This window comes from Spirochaeta isovalerica, from assembly GCF_014207565.1.
GTDB lineage: Bacteria > Spirochaetota > Spirochaetia > DSM-2461 > DSM-2461 > Spirochaeta_F > Spirochaeta_F isovalerica.
Window position 1 is genome coordinate 207,882 of the sequence record NZ_JACHGJ010000008.1, and the last position, 25,320, is coordinate 233,201.

At 47.0% G+C, this 25,320-nt stretch carries 26 protein-coding genes and 1 rRNA gene; 1 reads left to right on the forward strand and 26 read right to left on the reverse strand.

Features of this window, described 5'->3' with window-relative positions; all coding sequences use genetic code 11:
- Positions 1-14: 14 nt before the first annotated feature.
- The 20 genes from hslU to HNR50_RS18155 form a co-directional block, all read right to left on the reverse strand.
- Complete coding sequence (gene hslU / locus HNR50_RS18060; RefSeq protein ID WP_184748196.1) at positions 15-1,397, reverse strand: ATP-dependent protease ATPase subunit HslU; 1,383 nt, start codon at positions 1,395-1,397, stop codon at positions 15-17.
- On the reverse strand, positions 1,397-1,933 hold the full coding sequence (gene hslV / locus HNR50_RS18065) for an ATP-dependent protease subunit HslV (protein ID WP_184748197.1): 537 nt from the start codon (positions 1,931-1,933) through the stop codon (positions 1,397-1,399). The genes hslU and hslV overlap by 1 nt, the downstream gene beginning before the upstream one ends.
- A complete protein-coding gene (gene xerA, locus HNR50_RS18070; RefSeq protein WP_184748198.1) occupies positions 1,923-2,834 on the reverse strand; it encodes a site-specific tyrosine recombinase/integron integrase in 912 nt (303 codons plus the stop codon). Before xerA ends, hslV begins: the two co-directional genes overlap by 11 nt.
- Positions 2,831-3,835, reverse strand: a complete 1,005-nt coding sequence (dprA, locus tag HNR50_RS18075) for a DNA-processing protein DprA (RefSeq protein WP_184748199.1) — start codon at positions 3,833-3,835, stop codon at positions 2,831-2,833. Before dprA ends, xerA begins: the two co-directional genes overlap by 4 nt.
- A complete protein-coding gene (locus HNR50_RS18080; RefSeq protein ID WP_184748200.1) occupies positions 3,828-4,583 on the reverse strand; it encodes a tetratricopeptide repeat protein in 756 nt (251 codons plus the stop codon). The genes dprA and HNR50_RS18080 overlap by 8 nt, the downstream gene beginning before the upstream one ends.
- 3 nt (positions 4,584-4,586) lie before the next feature.
- Positions 4,587-5,483: a site-specific tyrosine recombinase gene (locus HNR50_RS18085; protein WP_184748201.1), complete on the reverse strand. Its 897-nt coding sequence runs from the start codon at positions 5,481-5,483 to the stop codon at positions 4,587-4,589.
- Positions 5,484-5,485: 2 nt separating this feature from the next.
- Positions 5,486-6,679, reverse strand: a complete 1,194-nt coding sequence (ftsZ, locus tag HNR50_RS18090; RefSeq protein ID WP_184748202.1) for a cell division protein FtsZ — start codon at positions 6,677-6,679, stop codon at positions 5,486-5,488.
- A gap of 35 nt (positions 6,680-6,714) precedes the next feature.
- On the reverse strand, positions 6,715-7,956 hold the full coding sequence (gene ftsA / locus HNR50_RS18095) for a cell division protein FtsA (RefSeq protein WP_184748203.1): 1,242 nt from the start codon (positions 7,954-7,956) through the stop codon (positions 6,715-6,717).
- A gap of 1 nt (position 7,957) precedes the next feature.
- The gene (locus HNR50_RS18100) at positions 7,958-8,746 is read right to left on the reverse strand and encodes an FtsQ-type POTRA domain-containing protein (protein ID WP_184748204.1); all 789 of its coding nucleotides are present in this window, start codon (positions 8,744-8,746) and stop codon (positions 7,958-7,960) included.
- Positions 8,743-9,915 (reverse strand): putative lipid II flippase FtsW, encoded by a 1,173-nt coding sequence (ftsW, locus tag HNR50_RS18105; protein WP_184748205.1) that lies wholly within the window; start codon positions 9,913-9,915, stop codon positions 8,743-8,745. Before ftsW ends, HNR50_RS18100 begins: the two co-directional genes overlap by 4 nt.
- A gap of 3 nt (positions 9,916-9,918) precedes the next feature.
- Entirely contained in the window at positions 9,919-10,998 is a 1,080-nt protein-coding gene (gene mraY / locus HNR50_RS18110; RefSeq protein ID WP_184748206.1) for a phospho-N-acetylmuramoyl-pentapeptide-transferase, read from the reverse strand.
- A 62-nt stretch (positions 10,999-11,060) separates the two neighbouring features.
- Entirely contained in the window at positions 11,061-12,440 is a 1,380-nt protein-coding gene (locus HNR50_RS18115) for a UDP-N-acetylmuramoyl-tripeptide--D-alanyl-D-alanine ligase (RefSeq protein ID WP_184748207.1), read from the reverse strand.
- Complete coding sequence (gene ftsL / locus HNR50_RS18120; protein ID WP_343060233.1) at positions 12,440-12,727, reverse strand: cell division protein FtsL; 288 nt, start codon at positions 12,725-12,727, stop codon at positions 12,440-12,442. Before ftsL ends, HNR50_RS18115 begins: the two co-directional genes overlap by 1 nt.
- A complete protein-coding gene (rsmH, locus tag HNR50_RS18125; protein ID WP_184748208.1) occupies positions 12,724-13,683 on the reverse strand; it encodes a 16S rRNA (cytosine(1402)-N(4))-methyltransferase RsmH in 960 nt (319 codons plus the stop codon). The genes ftsL and rsmH overlap by 4 nt, the downstream gene beginning before the upstream one ends.
- A 2-nt stretch (positions 13,684-13,685) precedes the next feature.
- Positions 13,686-14,141, reverse strand: a complete 456-nt coding sequence (gene mraZ / locus HNR50_RS18130) for a division/cell wall cluster transcriptional repressor MraZ (RefSeq protein WP_343060235.1) — start codon at positions 14,139-14,141, stop codon at positions 13,686-13,688.
- 230 nt (positions 14,142-14,371) lie between these two features.
- On the reverse strand, positions 14,372-15,982 hold the full coding sequence (locus HNR50_RS18135; RefSeq protein WP_184748209.1) for a glycoside hydrolase family 57 protein: 1,611 nt from the start codon (positions 15,980-15,982) through the stop codon (positions 14,372-14,374).
- The gene (locus tag HNR50_RS18140; protein WP_184748210.1) at positions 15,982-16,725 is read right to left on the reverse strand and encodes a DUF4912 domain-containing protein; all 744 of its coding nucleotides are present in this window, start codon (positions 16,723-16,725) and stop codon (positions 15,982-15,984) included. Before HNR50_RS18140 ends, HNR50_RS18135 begins: the two co-directional genes overlap by 1 nt.
- A gap of 112 nt (positions 16,726-16,837) precedes the next feature.
- The gene (locus HNR50_RS18145) at positions 16,838-17,680 is read right to left on the reverse strand and encodes a class I SAM-dependent methyltransferase (protein ID WP_184748211.1); all 843 of its coding nucleotides are present in this window, start codon (positions 17,678-17,680) and stop codon (positions 16,838-16,840) included.
- Positions 17,680-18,528 (reverse strand): peptidoglycan DD-metalloendopeptidase family protein, encoded by an 849-nt coding sequence (locus HNR50_RS18150; protein ID WP_184748212.1) that lies wholly within the window; start codon positions 18,526-18,528, stop codon positions 17,680-17,682. The genes HNR50_RS18145 and HNR50_RS18150 overlap by 1 nt, the downstream gene beginning before the upstream one ends.
- Positions 18,528-19,580: a hypothetical protein gene (locus HNR50_RS18155; protein WP_184748213.1), complete on the reverse strand. Its 1,053-nt coding sequence runs from the start codon at positions 19,578-19,580 to the stop codon at positions 18,528-18,530. Before HNR50_RS18155 ends, HNR50_RS18150 begins: the two co-directional genes overlap by 1 nt.
- 90 nt (positions 19,581-19,670) lie before the next feature.
- On the opposite strand from HNR50_RS18155, the gene cdd reads away from it, so the two are divergent.
- A complete protein-coding gene (cdd, locus tag HNR50_RS18160; RefSeq protein ID WP_184748214.1) occupies positions 19,671-20,072 on the forward strand; it encodes a cytidine deaminase in 402 nt (133 codons plus the stop codon).
- A 4-nt stretch (positions 20,073-20,076) separates the two neighbouring features.
- Here cdd and HNR50_RS18165 read toward each other — a convergent pair whose 3' ends face one another.
- From HNR50_RS18165 to rrf, 6 genes are all read right to left on the reverse strand, one after another.
- Positions 20,077-20,919 carry a hypothetical protein gene (locus HNR50_RS18165; RefSeq protein ID WP_184748215.1) on the reverse strand — a complete coding sequence of 281 codons (843 nt, stop codon included), beginning with the start codon at positions 20,917-20,919 and terminating at the stop codon, positions 20,077-20,079.
- A 10-nt stretch (positions 20,920-20,929) separates the two neighbouring features.
- Positions 20,930-22,618 carry a DNA repair protein RecN gene (gene recN / locus HNR50_RS18170; RefSeq protein ID WP_184748216.1) on the reverse strand — a complete coding sequence of 563 codons (1,689 nt, stop codon included), beginning with the start codon at positions 22,616-22,618 and terminating at the stop codon, positions 20,930-20,932.
- On the reverse strand, positions 22,611-23,465 hold the full coding sequence (locus HNR50_RS18175; RefSeq protein WP_184748217.1) for an NAD(+)/NADH kinase: 855 nt from the start codon (positions 23,463-23,465) through the stop codon (positions 22,611-22,613). The genes recN and HNR50_RS18175 overlap by 8 nt, the downstream gene beginning before the upstream one ends.
- 16 nt (positions 23,466-23,481) lie before the next feature.
- Positions 23,482-24,507 (reverse strand): DegT/DnrJ/EryC1/StrS family aminotransferase, encoded by a 1,026-nt coding sequence (locus HNR50_RS18180; RefSeq protein WP_281389139.1) that lies wholly within the window; start codon positions 24,505-24,507, stop codon positions 23,482-23,484.
- A 9-nt stretch (positions 24,508-24,516) separates the two neighbouring features.
- Positions 24,517-24,996: a chemotaxis protein CheW gene (locus tag HNR50_RS18185; RefSeq protein ID WP_184748219.1), complete on the reverse strand. Its 480-nt coding sequence runs from the start codon at positions 24,994-24,996 to the stop codon at positions 24,517-24,519.
- Positions 24,997-25,234: 238 nt separating this feature from the next.
- A 5S ribosomal RNA gene (rrf, locus tag HNR50_RS18190) occupies positions 25,235-25,320 on the reverse strand; the annotation flags it as partial.

A 25,320-nucleotide genomic window follows, 5' to 3' on the forward strand; every position in this document is an offset into this window, starting at 1 on the left:
TCATATTAGTGTTTTTAGAGAATATATCTGCTCAGATCCCTGTCCTCTACAATATCCTTCAATTTTTCATCCACATAATCAGCCGTAATGGTTATCGTCTGCCCCTTCAGGTCCGGCGCGTTAAAGGAAACTTCCTCCAGCAGCAGTTCCATGATAGTGTGCAGCCTTCTGGCTCCTATGTTCTCGGTACGCTGATTGACCTCCTCGGCTATTTCCGCCAGCTTGTCTATGGCGTCCTCCCGGAAATCCAGGTGGACATCTTCGGTTTTCAGCAGTTCCACATATTGCTTGGTTAAAGCATTTTTCGGCACGGTCAGTATGGTCTTGAAAGCCTCTTTGTTCAGATCCTGAAGCTCCACTCTCAGAGGGAAACGGCCCTGAAGCTCAGGAATAAGATCCGAGGGCTTGCTCATTGAAAAGGCACCGGCGGCAATAAAAAGGATATGGGACGTGTCGATGATTCCGTACTTGGTGTTCACCTTACTTCCCTCGACAATGGGGAGAATATCTCTCTGAACACCTTCCCGGGAAACATCCTGCCCTCCGGCGCGGTTCTGTCTGGTGGCGATTTTATCGATCTCATCGATAAAGATGATCCCCATATTCTGCACCCTCTCCCGGGCCATGTCGGCAGCGTTTTCAGAATCGACCAGTTTTTCCTGATGTTCGGCCAGGAGGATTTCCCTCGCTTTTTTTACTGTGACTTTCTTTTTCTTCTTTCCCCCGCCAAAAAGATTGGAGAGAGACCCCATATTGAAATCCATCTCCTCGAAGTTGTTGCCCGAAAAGATTTCGATAGACGGCATGCCTTTCTGTTTGCTGACCGATACTTCCACCGGACGGTCATCGAGTTTCCCATCCCTCAGCATCTGCCGGAATTTTTCTCTTGTCGAGTTGTCGTCAGTAATGACCAGAGGCTCTTCCCCTCCCGATGTGTTGAATCCGGGCTTCTGGGGTTCCACTTTTTTCGAGGCGGGAAGCAGTATATCCAGCAGAGCTTCCTCGGCCGCTTTCTCCGCTTCCTCCTGAACCCCTTCCTGCAGTTCCGTTTTCACCATGGCGACCGCAGAGGCTGTAAGATCGCGAACCATAGACTCGACGTCCCGCCCCACATATCCCACTTCCGTGAATTTGGTGGCTTCCACTTTAAGAAAAGGAGCACCAGACAGCTTGGACAGCCTGCGGGCGATTTCTGTCTTCCCTACACCGGTCGGTCCGATCATAATGATGTTTTTCGGCGCCACTTCATCCTTGATATCATCGGGAAGCCGGGACCGTCTCAGCCGGTTTCTCAAGGCGATGGCAACGGATTTTTTCGCGTTTTCCTGTCCGATTATATATTTATCAAGCTCAGCTGTAATTTCTCTGGGTGTCAGTTTATCCAGATCGATTTTCATTAAGCTAATTCCTCCACAATAATATTTTTATTGGTAAAGACGCAGATATCACCTGCGATACCCAGAGACCGCTCAGCAATCTCCCTGGCGGTCAGTTCCGAGCCGTCCAGATAAGCCAGAGCAGCCGAATAGGCGTACATTCCGCCGGAACCGATGGCTATGGCGCCTTTCTCAGGCTCTATAACATCTCCTGTACCGGACAAAACGAATGTCTTCTCCCTGTCGGCGACGAGAAGCATCGCTTCGAGCTTTCTCAAAGCCCTGTCTGTCCGCCAGTCTTTAGCCAGTTCGACGGCTGCTCTGGTCAAATCTCCGCCGAACTCCTTCAGCTTGGCTTCAAACCGTTCCATCAGGGTAAAGGCATCGGCTGTCGAGCCGGCAAATCCCGTCAGGACTTTTCCGCCCAGAAGGGTCCGCACTTTTCTGGCATTGCCTTTCATGATGACCGACTCTCCCATTGTGACCTGTCCGTCTCCCGCTATGGCGACCTGGCCGTTTTTCCTTACGGCCAGTATGGTTGTTCCTTCAATTTTCATAGGTTATCACCTCTTTTTCCGCTTTGGATCCGCCGTTCCTCCCGTGGGGATGAGAACTGCGGTAAACCTGTTTCAGCCTTTCGATTCCCGTGTGTGTATAGATCTGGGTCGTGGAAATGCTGGCATGACCCAACAGCTCCTGAACGACTCTGATATCCGCCCCTTCATTGACCAGTCCCGTGGCGAAACTGTGTCTGAATGTATGGGGTGTCACTTTCTTGGGGAATCCGGCTTTAAGCGTGTATTTCTCTATAATATAATATATTCCCCGCGCCGTGATGGGAATTCCCGCCGCGTCGAGGATGAGACTGTCATTTTTATTGTCCCTGGCCCGCTCTTTTCTCAGCGGAAGATAGTCGGAAAGAGCTTTCCGGGCTTCCCTTCCCACAAAAACCCATCGGTCTTTTCCCCCTTTTCCGCGAACGACGGGGTGACTGTTCAGCAAATCGTGGCATTTCATATTGCAGATCTCACTCACACGGCAGCCCGTCGAATAGAGAAGTTCGAAGAGTAGTCGGTCGCGGGTTCCGGAGAAATCATCATCGGTCATCTCGATTAGCTGTGTGATCTCACGGTCCGAAAGATGGACCGGAAGGGTCCGGTGCAGCTTCATCGATTTTATCCCCGCGAAAGGATTGTACGGACTGATCTTCCGCTTGATAAGGAAATCATAATAACCTTTAAGAGAAGATATCTTTCTATTGATGGAAGATGATGCCAGCCCATCGCGCGACAGTTGTCCGATGAATGACCGGGCTACGTTCTTATCCACATCACTTCCGTCTATCTCCCATTCCTCGAGATAATCGAACCAGACAGAGAGATCTTTCCTGTAGGAAGTCAAAGTAGCGTCCGAGAGTTTTCTCACATTTTCCAGATACTTCAGATACTCTTCCATCATAAGCTGTAGTACACTCCTTCTCTGGAAATTTCCCGTTCTTCCAGTTCAGCCCGGAACCGGTCAGCGAGAAAGCGCCCCGTGGCGCGGCTGCCGCTATGGGATAAGAGAACAGGCGATCGGTCTCTGCTTTTTACACTGTAGGACAACTCTCTCAGGACATCATCAGCGGATTCCACGACAACCGCCCCGTCCTCGATCAGGGAGTTCGTTCCCTCTCCGGCTGAAGGTGACGGAGAGGCTGCGTTGAGGACAAAGACGTCCCGCCCCTGCTCCAGAGCGAAATCTGCCGTTATCAGAGCTCCGGACCGGGCTGGCGATTCCACGACGACCAGAGCTTCGCTCAAGGCGCTGACAATGCGGTTCCTTTCGGGGAAATTATAGCGGACTGGCGGGATTCCCGGAGGATATTCACTCAATAAAGTTCCTCCTTCATCGAGGATCCTGGCTGCAAGATCTTTACTCGATGAGGGATAAATCCTGTCGATACCGCATCCGAAAACTGCGAGAGTGTACCCTTTTCCCGCCAATGCGCCACTGTGTGCCGCACTGTCGGTACCCGAAGCCAGACCGGATGTGACAGCAGCCCCGGACCGGGCCAGATGAAAAGAAAGGGCAAAGGCTTTTTCCATAGCCAGACCTGTCGCTTTTCTGGTACCCACAACGGAAATATTCAGGACATCGGACAGAAGAGTTTCCCCCCTCCCGTATAGAAGAAAGGGAGGATTGTGTATGGAACGGAGTTTTTCCGGATAAGCTTCATCATCAACGGAAAGGGTGAATATCCCCTGTTTGATCATCAGAGACAGGTCGTTTTCAGCCTCATGAAGTATGGATTCTTTTTTATAGGACGACCGGAAATCCCTTCTTATCAAATCGACAAGAGTCTTGCGTTCCGGCATCCGGCCCGAATTGATGCAATAGGCCAGAACTTTCCGCTTCTCATCGGTTTTCAGAAAAGAAATCCGCTGGACCGCCAGTTTCCAGAGAAGATCGCTACTCATTACTGCCTCCTCTCAAAATCTCATTCCGGTTATTCCTCGCTGCTTCCTGAAGAATCGGATCATCAGTTTTATCGATGATGTCATTGTACAGATCGACGGCTTCATCTTCATCTCCCGCAGCGTAATGGGCCGCCGCGAGAAGGAACCTACCGTCTATACTGCTTTTCTGGATTGTGTTGTACATTTCCAGCAGCGGGATCGCCAGTTCGGGCATATTCAATTCGTAAACATAGAGCACCGCCAGTCCGTACATGGGAGAGGAAAAGCGGTTATTCACAGCCAGGGAGGCTTCGTAATAGCGGACAGCCTGATCGAGGTACTGTCCCGATTTCACAACAGAGCCTTCGGTCTTATAGAGACGGGCGGAACACAAACCGGCGTAGTAGAGAACATTGGGGTTTTCCGGGTAGATAGCCAGAGCTTCCTGAAAAGCCTCCAGCCCCAGGCCGTACATGCCGTAGTCCACATATTTCAGACCGATCAGCTTGTAATATGTTCCGAGCTTCTCCGCGGCATCGACCTTTTCATCGAGTATCTTCCGGAATACGGCAATATCCTTCTTCAGCTTTGCGTAGTTTTCATCACCTTCCAGAACAGTTTCCGGATCCGCTCCGTTCTCCATGGCCGCCATTCTCTGAAGCAAATCGGTATCGGTCTGATTACAGGACGAAAACATGATAAGAATCAGAGTTAAAAGAAGCATGAGACTGCCTGTCATTGTCCGTTTTACTTTTCGTCCTTTCATCATATTCTATCCTCTAGGATGATATTCCCGGTGTGCGGTCTGAAGATCGCTGTTGTCCAGATGCGTATAAATCTGGGTCGTGCTTATATCCGAATGGCCGAGGAGTTCCTGGACGCTCCTCAAATCGGCGCCGCCCTGGAGAAGATGGGTGGCAAAAGAGTGCCGCAGTGTGTGGATTTTCCCGGACACACCGGCCCTTTCCGCCGTTTCTCGGAACCTCTTCCACATCCCTTTCCTCGAAAGACCGTTTCCCAGGCGATTGAGGAACAGCGCTCCCGTCACTTTGCCGGGTTTGATAAAACCGGGACGGCCTTCTTCCAGATAAAGTTTGAGCCAGTATTCGGCATTTTCCCCCAGGGGAACAAGTCTTTCCTTGCTTCCCTTGCCTGTAACCTTGATGAGCCCCTCTTCAAAATAGAGATCGGACACTTCGAGCCCCACGGCTTCGGAAACCCGCAGCCCGCAGGAATAAATCAATTCGAAAAGCGCCCTGTCCCTCAATCCCGACACAGAGGTACAATCAATCTCCTGAAGAAAGAGATCGACCTCTTCAATCGTCATGACTTCGGGAAGGTGCCGCGCCAGCCGCGGCATATCGATAAGCCGGACCGGATTGTCCTTTCTCTGTCCAGACTGGATGATGAACTCGAAATAGGATTTGAGAGTGCTGATGATACGGGAAACAGTCCGCGCCGACAAAGAGGAATCGACAGACTGTCTGAATATGATATAGCCCGAAACTTCTTCGGCGCTGATTTGTGCCGCACGGAATCCTTCCTGAGCCAGCCAGAGAATGAATTCTCTCACTTCGCGCATATAGGTTTCCACCGTGTTGGCGGCCATGCGGAGTTCAATATTCAAATAATCTTCGAATGCCCTTTCGGTCCACTGATCCCCTGTCATTTTCAGTTTCTCTTCCCTCCGATCAATTTGGTTCTATCCCTCATAATCGTGGGAACATACAGATCATCGCCGAGGGGGTCATCATGACCAAAAAGGAAATCAACCGGCTTCTTTTTCGTTTCCGACAAATCGTTGCCCGTGCTCAAAGCTTCCCAGTCCTTGAAAGAGAGGATTTCGTTCTTATCGGAATCCATTGTGGTGGCCGGCATGGTCTCCACTTCCTCCTCCACGGCGCCGTGGGAAAATCCCGTAGCGATAACCGTTACTTTCAATTCATCATCAAGAGTCTCGTCGATAGTCGTTCCGGCGATTATGATGGCATCGGGATCGATGTTGGAGCTGATGATCTCCATAACCTCGTTATACTCGGAAAGAGAGAAATCCGCTCCACCCGTAACGTTGACAAGAAGCCCTCTCGCCCCTTCGATGGAAGCATCTTCCAACAGGGGGTTATTAATAGCACTTGTCGCCGCATCGACGGCCCTGTTGTCCCCCTGACCGAAACCGATTCCCATCAGAGCATCGCCCTGGCCTTCCATAACCGTCTTCACATCGGCGAAGTCTATATTGATATCACCGTGGAGAGTGATGAGATCGGAAATTCCCTGCACTCCCATCCTCAGCACATCATCGGCTTTCAGAAAAGCCTGACGGATCGGTGTTCTCTTATCGACAATTTTCAGAAGATGTTCGTTGGGAATGGTGATCAGCGTATCCACATGCTCGTGGAGCTTGGCGATCCCCTCCTCGGCAAGAGCCATCTTCTTTTTCCCTTCAAAACCGAATGGCTTAGTCACGACAGCCACTGTCAGGGCTCCCACTTCCTTGGCGACCGAAGCGATAACCGCAGCAGAACCTGTTCCGGTTCCCCCGCCCATCCCGGCGGTGACGAACACCATATCGGAGCCCTCAAGGAGCTTTTTGATGTTCTCGCGGTCCTCTTCGGCGGCTTTCTCACCGATTTCAGGCTTACCGCCCGCACCGAGGCCATTTGTCAGTTTCGATCCAAGAGGAACACGCACGTCAGCTTTTGATTTGTTCAGCGCCTGCTGATCCGTGTTACAGGCGATAAAATGGACGTCCTTGAGTTCGCATTCGATCATCCGGTTGACCGCGTTGCTTCCTCCGCCACCCGTTCCGATTACCTTGATAACCGTTCCGGCACTGTTTTTCGATTCAACTAATTCAATATCCATATCCCCTCCCATTAAGGATAATCACTTAATAATTCCTAAATAAACTCTTTAAACCAGGAGCCTAATCTCCTGAGTATCTCTGCGGCTCCGCTGCTCCGGGGGCCGGTATCGACAACGAGCCCCTCTTCTTCCACCTGCCGGGCTCTGTGGAGCAGAAGTCCCGTCACAGTCGAATATTCGGGGCTGCGGTACCGCTCTTCCAACCCCTTTATTTGTCGCGGATAACCGATTCTCGCCGGCATCCTGAAAACTTCCTGCGCCAGTTCGGCCACTCCGGGAAGCTGAGAGCCTCCTCCGGTGATAACGACACCGCCGCCCAACCGCTTAAGATATCCCTTGTCGTCCAGCTGCTTTTTCACAAGCATGAACAATTCGGTCATTCTGGGCTGTAAAATCCGGCAGATTCGCATTTCCGGAACCGATACAGGCGGCCTTCCCCCGATGCCGGGAATAATCACTGATTCATTTCTGTCGATCAGTTCCTCCCAGCAGCATCCCGCCTGCAACTTGATCTTCTCAGCCTCCTCGAAAGGAATATTGAGCATGATAGCCAGATCGTTGGTCACCTCCCGGGCTCCCACGGGAAGAACGCCGGTGTAATACGGGGCGCCTCCCAGATGAACCAGAAGATCTGTCGTCCCGTTCCCGATATCGATAAAAAGCGTTCCCAGGTCTCTCTCATCTTTAGATAATACGGATGAAGAGGCCCCTATTGATTCAAGAACGATCTCATCGACCTTGTAACCGCTTCTGTTAATGCATTTGATAATGTTTTTCGATGCTGAAACTGTTGAAGTAATGATGTGCACTTCCGCTTCGAGGCGGACCCCTATCATATCAACCGGATTCTTTATCCCCGGCTGATCATCAACAATATATTCCTGGGGGATCACATGGAGGACTTCCCGGTCCATTGGCATAACAATGGCTTTCGCGGCTTCAATAACCCGCTCCACGTCATTGCGGTTGATCTCCCGGCCCTTGCCGGTAACAGCCACCACACCGCGGGAATTGATTCCCTCGATATTCCCTCCGGCGATTCCCGCCAATACGGTTTCCACCGTCCGGCCCGCCTGCTGTTCCGCCATATCGATGGCTTCCTCGACAGCTTTCATGGCCGCTTCTATATTGATGACGACACCGCGCCTCAGTCCTTTCGACTCGGCGGTACCCACGCCGGCGACAGTGAGATCACCCTCTTCATCAAATTCCGCAATAAGAGCGCAGATTTTGCTGGTCCCCATATCAAGGGCCACAATAATATCATCTGAAGTCAATCTACACTTCCTCCCTGAGTCGATAAATGATCTCTTTGGACCTGAAGTCCACTTCTCCGATTTTCTCCGTCAGCTTCTGCTGTTTCAGGACATCGAAGACCATAATTATATTTTTCAGAACATCGCTGTCCAGTTTCCGGCCGGTTCTGGCTTTCAGCGGATAATTATAAAGAAACAATATAAGATCGTATCCCTGCTCTCCCCGCTTTTCCACCCGGATCTCTGAAATCAGATCGTAGAGGGCCTTATCTCCGTCCCTCAGATTCTCCAGATCCTCCAGAAGCGGAAGAAGAGGGACAGGAAATCCATCGCCGAGCTGAACCGATGAGAAGTTGATGCCGGAAATAACCGGAAGATCCCAGTTATCCATATCCTCACCTTTCTCGAAAACGACCCCCTCACCGTCTATGGCTACGGGAACCGATTTTTCATTGATATTCAGAACGGACTGTGCCACCGCTTTTCTTCCGAAAAGGTAAAGCTGAAGCTTATCGGGAAAAATCTTTTCCACTGACGCTTTTCTGATCGGCGGATAATGTTCCAGTCTATCTCTAATATTTTCCGTATCAAGGTTATAGTAATAATGGCCGGTCTCGATCCCGGCGATAGAGCGGATTTCGCTGTCGCTCAATTCAATATCGCTCTCAACTTTTATTTTTTTCAGAACGATATTGGGTACAACAGCGATTTTGAACACAAGCTGTGCCCCCAGAATGACAATCAGAAGGATAATCAGCGTTCTGAGCAGACCTCTGATTCTTTCCCTTTCATTGGAATTCAGTACAATCACGCCTCACCTCCCGACTTATCCGGAGACCTTCTCGAAATATTGAGAAGGAGCCCGAAGATAATAAGAGTGATGAGAGATGTGGAACCGCCCGCCGAAAAAAGAGGCAGCGGTATACCCGTCGCGGGAATAAAGCCGCAGACGACGGCGATATTGGTCATGGCTTGAAAATACACCGCTGAAGTGAGTCCGAAAGCCGCATACTTTTTAAAGTCGTTATCGGCCTTCAAAGCGATGGAGTATCCTTTCCAGGCAAAAAGTCCGAAGAGTATGAAAACAGTCAGAATCCCGATGAATCCCGCTTCCTCACCGATAATCGCGAAGACGAAGTCGGAATGGGCCTGAGGCAGAGCGCCGAGCTTCATTGTGCTCTGCCCCGCTCCTTTGCCCCAGAGACCGCCGGCCTGCAAAGCTTTTCTGGCCGTCAGGACCTGGTATCCGGCTCCGGAAGGATCCGATTCGGGATTCAGCCAGGAGAGAACCCTGTTTATCCTGTAGGGTTTTGATTTCAGCATGATGTAAGCAGCCAGAGATCCGATAGCTCCCATAATCAGAATGAATACGGGACTCATCCCGCCCATGATAAGCATAAGAAATGCCACGGCGAAAATAAGTGCGGCAGAAGAGAAATCATTCTGGGAATAGACCACCAGAGTCGAGACGACAATAACAAGCAGCTGAGGCACGATCGCCTTACTGAGATCCTTCATCCGCCCTTTGTTCTTCTCCAGCATTTTAGCGATGTAGAGAACTAAAGAAAGGCGGATCAGCTCCGACGGCTGAAAAGTTACGCCGCCCAGCTCGAGCCACCGCTTCGCTCCGCCCGACTCAAACCCCAGGCCGGGAACATAAAGGAGCAGGTTTATTCCGATGGAAACAAACATAATGGCCGGAATATAATTCTTGAGAAAATCCAGAGGTATCCGCGAAGCCACAACCGCTCCACCCGTCCCCAGGGACAGCCAGACCAACTGCTTTACGACAAAATAAAAGGGAGAGTCGAAAACGGCTTCTCCGAAATGATAGGATGATGAAAAGAGCGCAGTGAGCCCCATTCCCGACAGCAGGACAATTAATATGAGAAAAACGGCATCAAATGCCGGCTCATTGATTTTCTGAGCAGAAAAACTGTTATTGACCACCTGTCGGCCCTGAATGGAGTACCCGCTCATACCCTACCTTATTTTCAATGTGGACAGGGCGATAATGGCAAACATCCCGCCGACAATCCACAACCTTGTGACAACTTTACCTTCGGCCCAGCCTATGAGCTCGAAGTGATGATGGAGAGGAGCCATCTTGAAAACCCTCTTCCCTGTTCTTTTGAAATGAACCACCTGAATTATGACCGACAGAGTTTCCATAACAAAAACGCCGCCGATTATAATTGTCAGTATTTCTTTTTTCAGCACAAGCGCCAGAGCTCCCATTACGGCTCCCAGAGCCAGACTGCCCGTATCGCCCATAAAAATCTCCGAGGGATGGCAGTTGAACCAGAGAAAACCGACGCTGGCTCCCAGAAGAGCCATGCAGAGGATAACGACCTCGCTCGAACCTTTCAGAAAAGGGATCTGGAGATAATCGGCAAAAACAGCATGCCCGGTCAGATAGGCAATCAGCGTGAATGCGATAGTCGCCATAAGAAAGAGCCCGGTGGCGAGTCCGTCCAGTCCGTCGGTCAGATTTACAGCATTGGAAAAAGACACAATAGTCAATACGCCGAAGGGGATATAAAAATAAGACATATCGAACAGGGGATTTTTCAAAAAGGGAACATAGAGCAGCGTCGTATGATCATTCCGGTTGTAATAGAGCAGAAGAACGACCAGGAGCGCTACGGCGATCTGGCCGAAAAACTTAAAACGGGACTGCAGCCCGTCGGAACTCTTCCGGGAAATCTTCAGATAATCATCAATAAAACCGATTCCTCCGAAACCGACAATAGTAATCAGCAGAACCCAAGTATAAAACTGCGAAAGGTCCTGCCAGAGCAGAACCGAAATGACAACGGAGATAATTATCAGAAGGCCGCCCATAGTCGGCGTTCCCGCTTTGGAAAGATGCGTCTCGGGACCGTCCTGCCGGACTTCCTGCCCGAGCTTCAGCCTGGTCAGCATCTTGATCACAGCCGGACCGAAAAGGAAAGCGATAAGCAAAGCCGTTACAGCGGCATAGGCCGCCCTGAAAGTTGTGTATTGAAAGATATTAAAAAAAGAAAAATATTTTACCAAAGGGTAAAATAAGGCTTTGAACATGTCTTCCTCCCATTTTTTCGCGCCGCATTTTCCCCGGCGGCACTGTTGTTTTTAAATAAGTATCAGGTCAGCAGCGGCGTCAGTCTTTCCAGAGCGACGCCCCTCGATCCCTTAAGCAGAACAAGGTCACCCTTCTTCACATATTCTTTCACAGCGGCTTCCAGCTCTTCGTATTGAATTGTCCAGAACGAATATCCGGGATACCCTGATGTCCGGACGGCCTCGAAAGCCTCTTCCATCTCTTTGCCGAAAAGAAACAGAGCCTCGGCCCCGCTTTCCGCCGCAATTCCCCCGATACGGCGGTGTTCTTCCCTGCTGGCATCTCCCAGCTCGAGCATATCACCGAGAACAGCAACGGAACGGTTTTCCCAGAACCGGAGTAACTTAAGCGACTGTTCCGTCGAATCGGGATTGGCATTGTAGCAATCCCTCAAAACGGTGATATCACCCTTGATCAACTCGCCTCTGCCGAACAGAGGCTTCATGCTGTCGATTCCCCGGGCTATCAGAGCGGAATCAACGCCCATCTCAACAGCTGCAGCAACGGCGGCCCTGACATTGGCCAGATTATGCTCGCCGGGCAGGCTGAAATGGCAGGGGCGGCCTTCTATCTCGAGATCACAGCCTTCGATGGAAAAGCCGGATACAAGTCTTACCGGCCCGGAAACTTCCGGGCCATAAAAAACCACACGCCCCTTGATACCTTCAGCGAGAAAATCACTGTAGGAATCATCAGCAGGTATGATGGCAGTCTGTTTACCGTCAAAGCAGGAGAAAATCTGTTTTTTCGCCTGCGCGATAGCATCCCGGCTGCCCAGCATTCCGATATGAGCCGTGCCGATATTGGTAATGACCGCATAATCGGGTTTGACGATGGACGCGAGAAGATCCATTTCACCTTCCCGGTTCATCCCCATTTCAAAGACAGCGATTTCATGCCTCTCCTCCACCCGGAAAACCGATAAAGGCAGTCCGATGTCGGAATTGAGGTTCCCCTCATTCACCACAGTCTCCGCAAATTCAGAGAGTATAGCTCCCAGTATCTCTTTCGTCGTCGTTTTCCCGTTGCTGCCCGTAATCCCCACGACAGTCAAATCGGGAAAAAGACTCATGTGATACACAGCAAGCTGCTGCATAGCCTCCAGAGTCCCCGCAACCGGCAGAAAAGCCATGTCCCTTTGGCTGACAAGCTCCTCCACCAGACCGCGGTTCTCCGAATACCACTTATGATCCACCAGAGAGAGTTTCGTACCGGCGCCGGCAATATCTTTTAAATACAGATGGCCGTCGGTGCGCTCTCCCTTCAGCGGAACAAATAAAGTGCCCCTCCCGCACTTTCTGGAATCAATTTGTACATTCTCCACCCCTTCTACGGGGGATCCTACCCAGGATTGCCCCAGGACCTCGCTGATCTTTTCAGCTGTAAATAATATTCTGTCCACTAAGGACGCTCCTCCGGAAGTTCGATCCGGATTATATCTGTCGGGTCCTGTTTCTCCAATCCCAATTCATCCTTTGCTATTTCATCTATTCTTCCGGGCGAACTCAAAACAGCCGTCCCGGCGATTAATCTTTTATTCTGCTCGAGAAGCCGTTTCTGCTCCATTTCCAGGGCCGCGACTTCATCCACTATCCGGTTATACCGGAAGGACTGCCAGACATTGAGAAAGAGCATACCCACAGCCAGCACAACAGCAGCCATAGCCGTGATAAAGTGAAGCCTTTTCACTGAACACCTCTCCTCTCACCGACTTCACGCAGCTTCTCAACGACCCTTAACTTGGCACTTCTCGACGGAGCGTTCATCCTGATCTCTTCCTCGGTCGGAACAACAGGTTTGCGCGTCAACACATCGACAACCGGTTTTCCGCCGCACTCGCACCGGGGCAGTTCGGGCGGACAAACACATTTCTTTCCCATTTCCCTGAAAAAAAGCTTAACAGCTCTGTCTTCAAGAGAATGAAAAGTAATGATCCCCAGCCTTCCGCCGACCTTAAGAACATCCAGAGCTTCCATCATCACATCAGCAAGCCTGTCCAGTTCGGAATTTACGGCGATTCTGATCGCCTGAAAAGTTCTGGTCGCCGGATGGATTCTTCCGTGCCGATATGAAGAGGGAACGGCACCCTTGATCAACTCCGCCAGCTGCAGCGAAGAAGTTATACGATTCTGTTTCCTCTCCCGGCAGATAGCGGCGGCAATTCTTCGGGACAAGCGCTCTTCACCGAGTTCATAAATCAGATCAGCCAGCTCTTTCTCATCAAAATCATTGACAACGTCTTCAGCCGACAGCCCCGCTTCACGGTTCAGCCTCATATCCAGCTTCTCATCGCGGGAAAAAGAAAACCCGGCGCCGCTTTTCTCATAGTGAAAAACGGAAATACCCAGATCGAGAAGGATCCGGTCCGGTTTTTCCTCTTCGGGATATTCCCGAAAATATTCATTAAACCATGTGTGCCTGAAACCGACCCGATCTCCGAAAGGTTCCAGTCTTTTCATAGCTATCTGCTGTATCTCACGGTCCGCATCCAGACCGATAACCTTCAAATCATCAAAGCGGGAAAGGAACATCTCAGAGTGTCCACCCTCTCCCATGGTTCCATCTATAAAAAGCTGGCCGGGTTTATCGGGCTTCAGATAATCACAGACTTCCTCTTTCAGAACCGAATAATGAACAATATCCATAATCAGCCCAAATCCCCGAGGCTGCCCAGCTCTTCCCAGGCATCCTTGATATCAAGCTCGCATTTCTCTTCAAATTCGAGATAAAGTTCCTCATCCCAGATCTCCACATGATCATCGAGACCGATGAAGATGCAATCCCGCACCAGACCAGCCGATTTCTGCAGCGATGACGGTATATTTATCCGACCGTTCTTATCGACAGCCAGGTCGGTTGCCGGAGCCAGAAGGCGTCTTTGAATCATTTGGGAACGGGCACGGAACAGAGAGGAATTTTCCAGTAAAATCTTTGAGACTTTACTCCACTCTTCTCCGGGAAAAAGCCAGAGACATTTATCGACTCCGCGGGTTAAAACCAAAGAGCACCCTCCCAGCTGTTCTCTCAGCTTCGAAGGCAACAGGATTCTCCCTTTTTCATCCAGAGTACTGTTAAATTGTCCACTTAAACCACTAATTTCCACAAATACCTACAATTTACCACTTTATCCCACTAATATTACCATATTAAGATTCGTAAATTCCATTGTCAACAATGAAAAGAGATTCTAAGAAGCCATTATGAAAATTCGAGCGAATACACTATACGCATGTATGCCTTAATTGTGAGATTAGTGAAATTTTCCACAGTGAAGTAAAAAAAAGACTTAAGTGCCGGAAAAAAAGCAAAAAAAAAGCGGGCCGGGCCCGCTTTCTATAAATATTCCTTCCCGAACATCCGGTAATTGATTCCGGGGAAAAGATTGTTCCGCTTTTCCAGCTTGGTCAACCATTCGGTTTTAACCACATTCCTGCAAAGAGAATCATATATAAAATTAAAGTTATGAATATGGGTTTTCACCCGTTTCACAGCATAGGGAACTGTTGTTCCGGTCTTCATTATAAAAGGCCAGTCAGAAGCCTGAGAGAGAAGGACCTCTCTCGCTGCCTGATTCAGCGCTCTCTCTTTCAATCCGGATTCATCGGGGTAACGCTCAACAAGCTCCATCATCCTTTCGATAACTTTATGAAGATGCCGGTAGATCCAGTCATTAGATCCGTCAATCCACACCTGGCCGTATCCTTTATCGCCCCAACTGGAAAAAGCCGGCGTGGCTTTCTGATTGTGAGGATACATTTCAAGATAATCGAGAGGTGTAGCTGCCACGAGTTCTGTTTTTGCAATCCCCCTGAAAACCTCTTCGATAAAGCGGGGGCCTTCAAACCACCAGTGCCCGAAAAGTTCGGCGTCATAGGGACAGAGGATTACAGGTTTGCGATCCATCAGCCCGGACAGGACTTCGACCTGCTCGACCCGTTTCTGTACAAAATCACCGGCATCGGCTAGAACCTGTTTCTCAGCTACGGAGATATCGTAGAATTTCTTGTTGCCAAGATCTTCCTTGTCAGTAATAGCATAATATTTAAAACCTGTATTTACACGGTTTCCAGCGTTCGTATAGGGATCGATGTAATCCCTCGGCCGGTCAAAACCGATGTCTCTATAAAAATCTCTGTAAACTTCATTCCCGGGATAGCCGTCTTCAGTACTCCAGACAGCCCGTGAAGAGGCTTTATCCCTGCCGAAGACATGTACACCGTTGGGACAACTCAGAGGTCCGTAGACGCCGTACTCCGGTCTATCGTCAGCATAGAGGATTCCATGGGAAGATGAGACGAAATATCTCAGGCCGAACGGCTTGATAAACTCTTCCAAACCGGGAAAATAACCGCACTCCGGAAGCCAGAGCCCATCAGGCATGACGCCGAAGATTCTGTCGTGCGATTCAACCGCAGTAAGAATCTGGGCTTTTATCATCTCGGGATATTCACGGAAACAGGGCAAAAAGGCATGGGTTGCTGTTGTCGTCATCAACTCCAGGTTGCCTTTCTTATGAAAATAGGAAAACTCCCTTATCAGATTTCTGTCATATACCTCTGTATAATCTTTCAGATTTCTGGCGAAAAGCTCTCTGTACATCAGAGCCAGTTCATGTGATTCCGGTTCATTGGTCTTTGTAAACTCTACTTCCTTTTCCGCCAGTTCAAGCATTTTATTCAAATGGGCGATGTAACGCTCCTGAAGAAAATCATCTTTGAGCATAGAAGCCAGGGTGGGTGAAATCGACATGACCATTCGAAAGGGAACGGAATCTTTTTCAAGAGAACGAAATACTCTCAGCAGAGGCAGATAGGTTTCGGACAGAGCCTCAAACAGCCAGCTTTCTTCAAGAAAACTTTCGTATTCGGGGTGTCTTACAAAGGGCAGATGAGCATGGAGAACCATGGAAATCAAACCTTTTTTATCTGTATAACTATCGATCATTAATAATCCTCTTCAGAGATTTCAGCATCTAAAGGTAAAATTCGCTGAGGTATTTTTATATAGGATGCCACAGGAACTGCAGCTCCGAATTCCGAAGAAAAACCTGATAGCCTCACAAGCTCATCGCTGTTGTTCATTTCGGCATTCCTGGAAGGAAGGATATAATTCCGGGAAGTCTCAATAAAATTGGACCGTATTATAAGCTTCTCCTCTTCATTGTGAATGGAAAAAAGCTCGATTGTATAAAAGGAATCCTCCGTGGGGAATTTGATATATCGCCGTCTGTCGGTAAGATTGACGGGAATATCAAAGTAATCGAGGATATCATCTTTGGAGTAAACAGCTTCGGGGAGTTCCACCATTCTCAGAAAAAGACCTTGAAATGAAGGGTCATTCTCCAGTTCCTTGACAGTATCGAATTTCAAATCCCAATACACAAAACCCCAAGTCGGTTCTCTCAGCATAAGCATTATCTTGGTTTCATTGTATCGTTCAGGCAGATTGATCTCCTCAGCGGAGCTGAAGTCGAATTCTTCATCAAGTGACACATTGTATTTAGTGGCTTCAATTCTTACTGCAAGATTATTCAGCCTTTCTCTATCCAGCCTCTCCTCTTCGAGCGAATCGAGAACAAGAGCGATTAACTCTTCTTTTTCTATTCCCTCGTCGTAAGCCAGATGGTCTCTTTCTGCGATTTCCAGAAGTGATTTATAAGAAAGCGACTGCAAACGTTCTTTCGTCATACAGACCTCAACAAACTCAGTTTAACTTTATTCAATATGTTATCCTAGTTAAAATCAGGGGTATGAGTCAAGGGGGTAGACAGACCGCCGCTTCATTGAAAAAAGAAGATGTTCATCTTTTTTGTGATGAAATTATCATTACATCTCCAAAATTCAGTTTCTTAGCGAGATAATCGAGAATGGATTTTAATAATACAGGACCATAGCCTCTTCCGAGCCCGCCCCAGGTTTTAACTGTCTCGACTGTAAATGACTTTTCTCTTAAAAGTCCGGAGAGTGTTTTAACAGAAAAAAGGAACATATGATCTGCAATAGCGGAACGCCACTTAGATTTGAACAGACGGGCCTGTAAGCCCGACGCATTGGGTGTCGTGCAAATAAACCGCCCTCCCGGTTTGAGAATACGGAACACTTCATCGAGAAACGCCGAGGGGTCGTTAAGGTGTTCAATCAAATGAGAACAATGAACGACATCAAAAGAATTGTCCTCGAATGAAGCCTGTTCGACTGTGCCGCTGAAAATTTCTATATTTCTTTCCCGCGATCCCCATTCTGCGGCAGGACCGCACAGCTCGACACCACGGGAAATCCATCCCCGATCCTGAAAATGCCGAACAAGAACTCCTGTCGCACAGCCAATATCGAGAAAACTCATACTATCTTTGCGATCTGAATAGAGAGAATCAAAACCTATATCAGACAATCCTTTCAGCATGAGTTCAAAAAATATCTGATCATTTTCCTGTTCATACCGGAAATATTCTTCATCATATCTTTTATCGAGAGCTTCGAATAATGGCTGTGGATTCTGCATTAACAAACCGCAGGAAAGGCATTGTTTAAAAGAAAAGCCGTCACAATCCCACAGGCTATCAAATTTCGCGCCTCCGCAAACAGGACAGAGAATCTCTGCGGATTTTTCATTATTTTCAGGAACTATGGAAAATGTTTTCATCAATCTATATTCAGCTGGAAAGTACTGATACTGTTATTACCGCTAATATCCGAAGCGCTAATCTCGAGAAAGGCGACTCCGCTACTGAGATATATCTCTCCCAGATATAGGGAACCATCGCTGTAAAGGTCATTAAACGAAACAGGATTGCCACCTCTGAGCACCAGCTTTCCGTTCTCCTCTTTCAGTGTGTCAAACTTGATCTGATTTATTTCATTACCCAGATAAAACATGGTGATGCTGTAGGGAACGGTATCGATATTCCGGGAAGAATTTCCATCGGAATCGAGAACGTCAACATAGACCTGCACTCTTCCGGCGTTAAGCCTGTTGCTCTTACTGAGAAGGATAAGGCTATTATCGGACTTCAATGTGACGGTTTCAATACGCGGGGGAGCGGAATCTCCTGACGGCGGAAGTATTATCTGAGGATTGACATACTGATTCATTTCAGAATCGTATACCATAAAAAACAGGTTTTTCTCATCGGTACGACCGGAATCGCCGACAAGACCGAGTTGGTCTCTTTCTTCCAGAAAAACTTTCTGCTCTCCGAAAAAAGGTTTGAGATGTCCGTAAATCGACCTGAAACCGTTTTCATGATGCAGAACCTTCACATTTCCCAGAACAGGAGCCTGCTGATCCTCTTCATTGCCATAATAGATCAGCTCTCCCTTAAGAAAAGGAGAGACGATACTGCCCGGACCGGAGATACGAATTCCCTTCAGGAACGAATCGCTGCTGTTTTCACCGAATGAAGCCGTTAAAAACCCTCCAGCTATTGGCCATTGATATGCAAAAAGAGACGAAGCTGCAAGAAATAGAAGAACAGACAATACTTTTCGCATCAGAGATTCTCCATCTTCAGGAACATCAATTTCGAATTAAAACCGATATAATAATTGTCACCTTCTTTGCGGAAATAAAAATCCTCTCCCGGTATATCCCGCTCCAGCAAACTGCGATTTGTCGGAGTCAAAACCCGTAAAGCAGCGTAATTTTCCTCTTTCAGCATCATAGAAAAGAATCCCGATTCCTCATCAACGAAAATATTCTCGAGTCTTCCGGATCCACCGATGGTTTTAAGCTCCTGGGACATGACATTATAGACATTAATCCCCTGGGGATTCTCAAAAAAGACCTTGCTGCTGTCAGAAGAAAAAAACATATCAACAGTTCGTCTGTACTGAAAGTTCAACTCGAAATGATGAACCGGTTTATACTCATTTTTCCTCTTTTCCAGAATGACAAATCTCTGAGGATCAAGACCGGAAATCAACGCAATAGTCTGACCGTCCGGAGATACTGCGACCGAATAAACGGCTTCAATCCTGCTTCCTCCGGGGCGGTAATTTAAAACAGTTTCTCCCGAATCGGAAATCAATTCGCATGATCCGTCCAGAAAACCGATGAGAACCAGATCATCTATAATCGAAAGAGATGTGACAAAAGAAAGAATTTCCTTTTTCCAGAACTGGTTACCATCCAGATCAAAAAGGCTGATATAATCCTCGGAAAGAACGACAACCCGGTTCTGTTCGATGACAGGGTAACCTGTTGTTTCAATAATAGCCCGGCCCTCTCCCAGGCTGTCCTGAATATCGAGAATCCCGGGTACTTTGCTATAATTAATAAATGCTTCATCTCCAATAGCAACTCCGAAATCACTGGAGGCGGCATAGGACAAATCCAGATCATTTGTAAAATATCCGAAATATCTTCCCAGAGAGAAAGCAAATGTTCTGCCGGAATTGCGACTGAACTCGAGGCTGCCGGGGGTTTGGAGATCTAAAACCTGCTGAGGAACAAGGAACCGCTCTTCCCCTGAAGAAGCCGGGAAAAGAAAGAAAACAAGCAGCAGTAATACGAAAAGTGTCGCGAAATAGCCTTTTTTTCCCATGTACAATAGACCCGTAATTGTTTATTATTAGTAGCTTTTATAGTATCAACAAGATGTTAAACTGTCAAACAGAGAAAAGGAGAGTCATCTGTGAATAAAGATATCTTATTTTCTGAAGCTGAGAAAGCTGCCAATTACTCCTATTCACCTTATTCAAAGTTCAGAGTCGGAGCCGCGCTTCTTTGTGCTGATGGAGAAATCATAACCGGTGCGAATATTGAAAACAGATCATTCGGGCTGACGAATTGTGCCGAAAGAAGCGCCATTTTTACAGCTCTGTCTAAAGGCAAGAAAGAGTTTAAAGCACTGGCAATACACTGTCCCGATGCTGATTATCCCGTAAGCCCCTGTGGAGCATGCCGTCAGGTCATTAGCGAATTCACAGAAAGCGATTTTCCAATATTCTTTTCAGGAAACGACAAGAATTACACAGAGTCAACGATTGGGGAACTGTTTCCATACAACGCGCTTGATGAATTAAGGGATCAATAAGAAATCAGGATTCTTCAGAAGGGCCGGCTTCGAGACGGGCCCTTTTCTGCTTGTCTTCCATCCGCTTCAGATCCGTATCCATTTTTTGTTTCCAGATATCGATCTTCTTCTTAAGAGCCTCAACATCACTATTCCGTTTCAAAACAATAGATAATCTCTTTAATGAAGCAAGAAAACCGATAGCCCTTTTAAAATCATCGATTCGAAAGGTGGACAACTCGTATTTTTTTCTAAAATCATCGGCAGATTGCTGAAGGAGCCTTCTCGTCAGATTCAGCTGTTTTAGCCGTGTCTGGTAACCGGGGACCCTGGGATCCATACCGGCGGCCATCTTCTTTAGGTCCATACAGTTTTTTGCGACTACAGCGAGCCTTCCGTTCATATCGACAAAGGACCACTTCCATTTGGAACCTTCGCCGAATGCAGTGTTTATGGCATCAATGGAAAAACCTATTTTGCGGATAAGGTTGAATCGGTCATCATCGGAAAATCCGGAGACCTCCTCCAGTTTATCTTCATATTCCGAATAGGGAACGTCGAGGTAATCGGAAAATACTTCCTCGAGATAGATAAGCGCTTTAAAACAGGCTTTTCGCCCTTCATTTATATAGGCATCATTTTTTATCCCTAGAAGAGCCAGGGACAATTCATTCATTAAAAGATAGTAGGAGACAACATTGAGAGTCTCATTAGCCAGCATCAGTTTCTTGTAGCCGGCACCTTTATCATCACTTTTGAGCATCTGAAGAATCTGCTGTTCACTCTGAAGCTGATCATCGATTTTCTTTTTATAGACTTTAATTTTCTCAGAGTATTTCCTCTTCGCTTCCTCACTGACTCTTGCCATCTACAACACCTTAAACAGAACCGTATGTTCGAAGCATCTCTTCCGCATGAGATAGAGATGCCGTACCGTCACGATCACCGGACAACATCCGTGCAATCTCACCGGCTCTTTCTCCTTTTCCCAGATTGGAAACAGATGTGACAGTTCTGCCATCGATTAAATCTTTCTTCACTATTATATGATTATCGGCAAATACAGCAATAGATGCAAGATGAGTTATACTTAATACCTGCTTATATTGTGCAAGATCTCTCATATGAGCCCCGACTGCAAGAGCGACTTCTCCTCCAATACCTGTATCGATTTCATCAAAAACCAGTGATGATACATCATCCGAATCTGCCAGTACAGTTTTCAAAGCCAGCATAACGCGGGAGATTTCCCCTCCCGAAGCAACTGATCTCAGCGGTTTTTCCGGTTCTCCGCTATTTGCAGAAAGAAGAAATTCAATTGAATCTATACCCCAGGGGGCATAAACAGGCGTGCCGCTTTTATTCTTTTGTCTATCAAGATCTACTATAAATCTCGCCGAGCTCATACCCAGTTCTTTAAGATTGCTTTCTATTCTGCTCTGCAGCTTCACGGCTGCATCAGTTCTTTTCTCCGACAATGCCAGAGCGGCTACTTTCAGCCTTTCAGTTTCAGCTTCAATTTTATTTTTCAGTTTATCAATGTCGAACTCCGAATCTTCCAGTTCCAAAAGCTTCTGTTTATGTCCCTCGCAAGTTTGAAGGACCTCATCCAGAGTATTTCCGTATTTTTTTTCCAAGGAACTGATCAGAGCGAGCCTCTCTTCTTTACGGGGCAGTTCTTCGGGATTAATTTCAAACTGCTGCTGATAGGTTCTAAGCGTATCAACAATATCCTCCAGTTCATAAAAACTGCTTTCCAGCCTTTTCTGAAGAGGAGATAAACCATCATCGATCTCTGACAGACTGTCCAACGTCGATCCGGCTTCCCTTAAGCGGGAGAGAACTCCGCCCCGGTTTTCCGATATCAGACTCCGGAATGCCTCAATAGAGCTGAAAACCTCTTCTCTCCTGGAAAGTAAGGCTATATCCTTTTCAAGAACTTCCTCTTCACCTGAAACTAGTTCGGCTGATTCTATCTCGGCTATTTCCTTTTTCAGCTTTTCAATAAGAAGCACATGATCTTCCTTGGACTCCTGAAGCTGTTTCATATTTTTTTTCATTCTGGAGAGAGACTGAAAAAGTTCATTAAAGGCAACAGCTTCCTTTTCCAGACCGGCAAAACGGTCAAGAAGCTTCCTGTGATTTTCAATAACGAATAGAGACTGGTGCTCATGCTGGCTATGCATATCTACCAGGTATGATGTCAGTTCTTCCAGATCGGCACGGAGAACCGGTACGGATTGCACATAGATCGAACCGCGTCCGGTTCTTTTCAACGTCCTGCGGATTATCAAAGTGCCTTCTTCATCGGTAATACCGTGTTTTGCCATCCAATTGGGAATTTCCCGGTGACCGCTTACGTTCAGGATTCCGGATATAACAGCTTCCTGACATCCATTCCGTATAAAAGATGTATCCGCTTTCTTGCCCAGAAGGACTCCCAGGGCACCGACAAGAATGGACTTTCCTGCCCCGGTTTCACCGGAAAGGACATTAAATCCCGCACTGAAAGAAACAGTTATATCATCGATCAGGGCAAAGTTTTTAACATTTAGTTCCTCAAGCATTATTGCCTCCGGACCATCGAAGTTTGGATTTTACGACTCCGAAAAAGGATCGTTTATCGGACCTGACAATAGGAATACGACGTTTAAATTCGGTTATATGCACCTCATCCTTCTCCTCCAAGGGAAAAGTCAACTGACCGTCAACTGTTAGAATGACTTTAGCTCTCTGATCCTCTTCCACCCGGATCTTTATTGTATCCGAAGAAGGGACGACTATCGGTCTGTTTGACAACGAAAAGGGACAGATGGGAGTTAAAATCATCGACGTCATATCAGGATGCATAATCGGACCACCCGCAGCAATTGAATAGGCGGTGGAACCGGTTGGAGTCGCTATTATGACACCGTCTGCTCTGTATATACCGAGATTTTCATGATTGATATCCACATTGAGATTAAGCAGCTTGGCAATACCGTCTGCATTGACAACAACATCATTCAGCCCTTTAAAATGCCTTAACAGATTCCCGTCTCTGAATACGGAAACATCAATCATAACGCGTTTGCTAACGCCTAAAAGACCGGAACTATACTCCTCAAACGCATTCTTCCACTCAGAAAAGGAGACTTCCGTAATAAAACCGAATGTTCCTAGATTTATAGGCATAACAGGTATGGAAAAATCAGCCAGTATTCTCGATGCATACAAAACAGTTCCATCCCCACCAAGACTGATAGCGAGATCAATTATCTCCAGATCCCCGATATCGCCGATAGGCGTTTCCGTCTCATGCAAAGTGGTCTGAATATTCTTTTCTTCAAGGTAGGTTTTTATCTCACCGGCAATGGACAGAGAATCCTTTTTCTTTCTATTAACTATTATCAGTACGTTTTTTATTCTGTGCATAAATGATAATTCCGAATCATGGTAAAGTAGAAATTACCTTTGAGATCATTTCAACATTCTTTTTTCCCAGCGAAGGGTATAAAGGCAATAACAATGTTCTGAGAATCAAACCTGATGCAACAGGACAAATACCGCTATCATTCCCGCTTATCTCAAGAGCTGTCCTGACAAAAGCCCGCTGAGGCTCAATATTTTTTTTCATAAGATACGTTTTCGCTTCCTTCATACCGCTTTTCAGCATTATGGGAAAAGAAAAATGAACATTTTCTCCACCTTCCACAATAGTTAATGTTTTATGTTCCGTTTTATTAAGAGAGGATAAGAATATGTCTGCAATCCGTTCCCTTTTTTGAAAATTCTCTTCTATATTCTTCAACTGGACAATTGCCAATGCGGCATTAATATCAGCTAAAAAAATTTCATCGCCATATGATTTTCGCAATGAATCCATCTGCTGAGAGATATACGAATCAGCAGTAAATACCGCAGCTCCCCCCCCGCAAGTCAATACCTTATCGGGTTCCATCGAAAAAATCGTAATCGTAGAAAACGATCCGCACTTGGACCCTTTAAAAGATGCTCCGAAATTCTCAGAAATATCTTCTATCACAGGAACATTTAAAGACTGATAATATTCCATGTCCTCTACCGAACCTAAAGGACAAAAGAGTAGCACGGCATCCGCCCCCTGTTCGATGTGTTTCTCAACATTTTCGCGATTCATTAAAGCCGTATGAGAGTCTACATCAGCAAAAAGGGGGATTATACCTTTTTCGTGAAAAATATCTATGTAAACGCCGGGACTTAAGGGTGATAATATTATTCTGGATCCACTTTTCAATTCAAGAAGCTCCAGAACTAATGCGACAGCCCGATAGTAATCCCGGATAAGTAAACCGGACTCAAGATTGAGGTAATTACACAATTCCGAAGTCAGCTCATCTGCAACAGGTCCCGGACCAATTTGATCAGATATAAGACAAGAAAGGACAGAATCCATATCCGCCCTTCGTATATAAGGTTTAAAAACAGGTAATAGCATAGTACTCCGCTATCTGTTGTAAATTGCCAGGTGCTTAAGCTCCTCTGGATCAAAAAGCCTTCTTATATCAAGAATGATTAAATAGCCTTCATCTTTATGCACGACACCCTGAATGTATTCAGCTCCGATTCCGGATATCATTTGAGGCGGAGGCTGTATGGTTGCAGTTTCAACCGTCACAACTCTGAGAACTTTGTCAATAATAATACCGATCTGCATTCCGTCGAGAGTGATGATTACAAAACCACTAAGAAGTTCATCTTCTTCCTGAAGCTCAGCCTTCTTAATGTGAAAACGACGGTGAAGGTTGATAATTGGAATGATATTTCCCCTTAGATTGAAGATTCCTTCAACATAGGAAGGGGCATTGGGAATAGGCCGGACATCCTGTTTACCATAGATTTCTTTTATATCCATGATATCGATTCCGTACTGCTCCGCGCCAAGCTGGAATGTTACCATTTGAACTCTGTTGTCTGATTCAGCCATTTTACCTCCCAAGGCAGGGATATGAAAATAATACCCCATACTCAGTATTCTAAATGTTAAAATGATATTCTTCAATAATTCTTATGAAAATTCAATTTAGCATAGTATTCTATTTTTTAATATAAAAGGAGTGTTTATAGCGATTTATGGATCGCTATATATCTTTTTTCAGCAGTTCATGAGAACTTTTATCAATTAGCTTTTCCTAAGTCCATAAAATGATTTGGACAAAAAAAAAGCCTGGCGACGACCTACTCTCCCACATAATTGCAGTACCATCGGCGCAGTTGAGCTTAACTTCCGTGTTCGGGATGGGAACGGGTG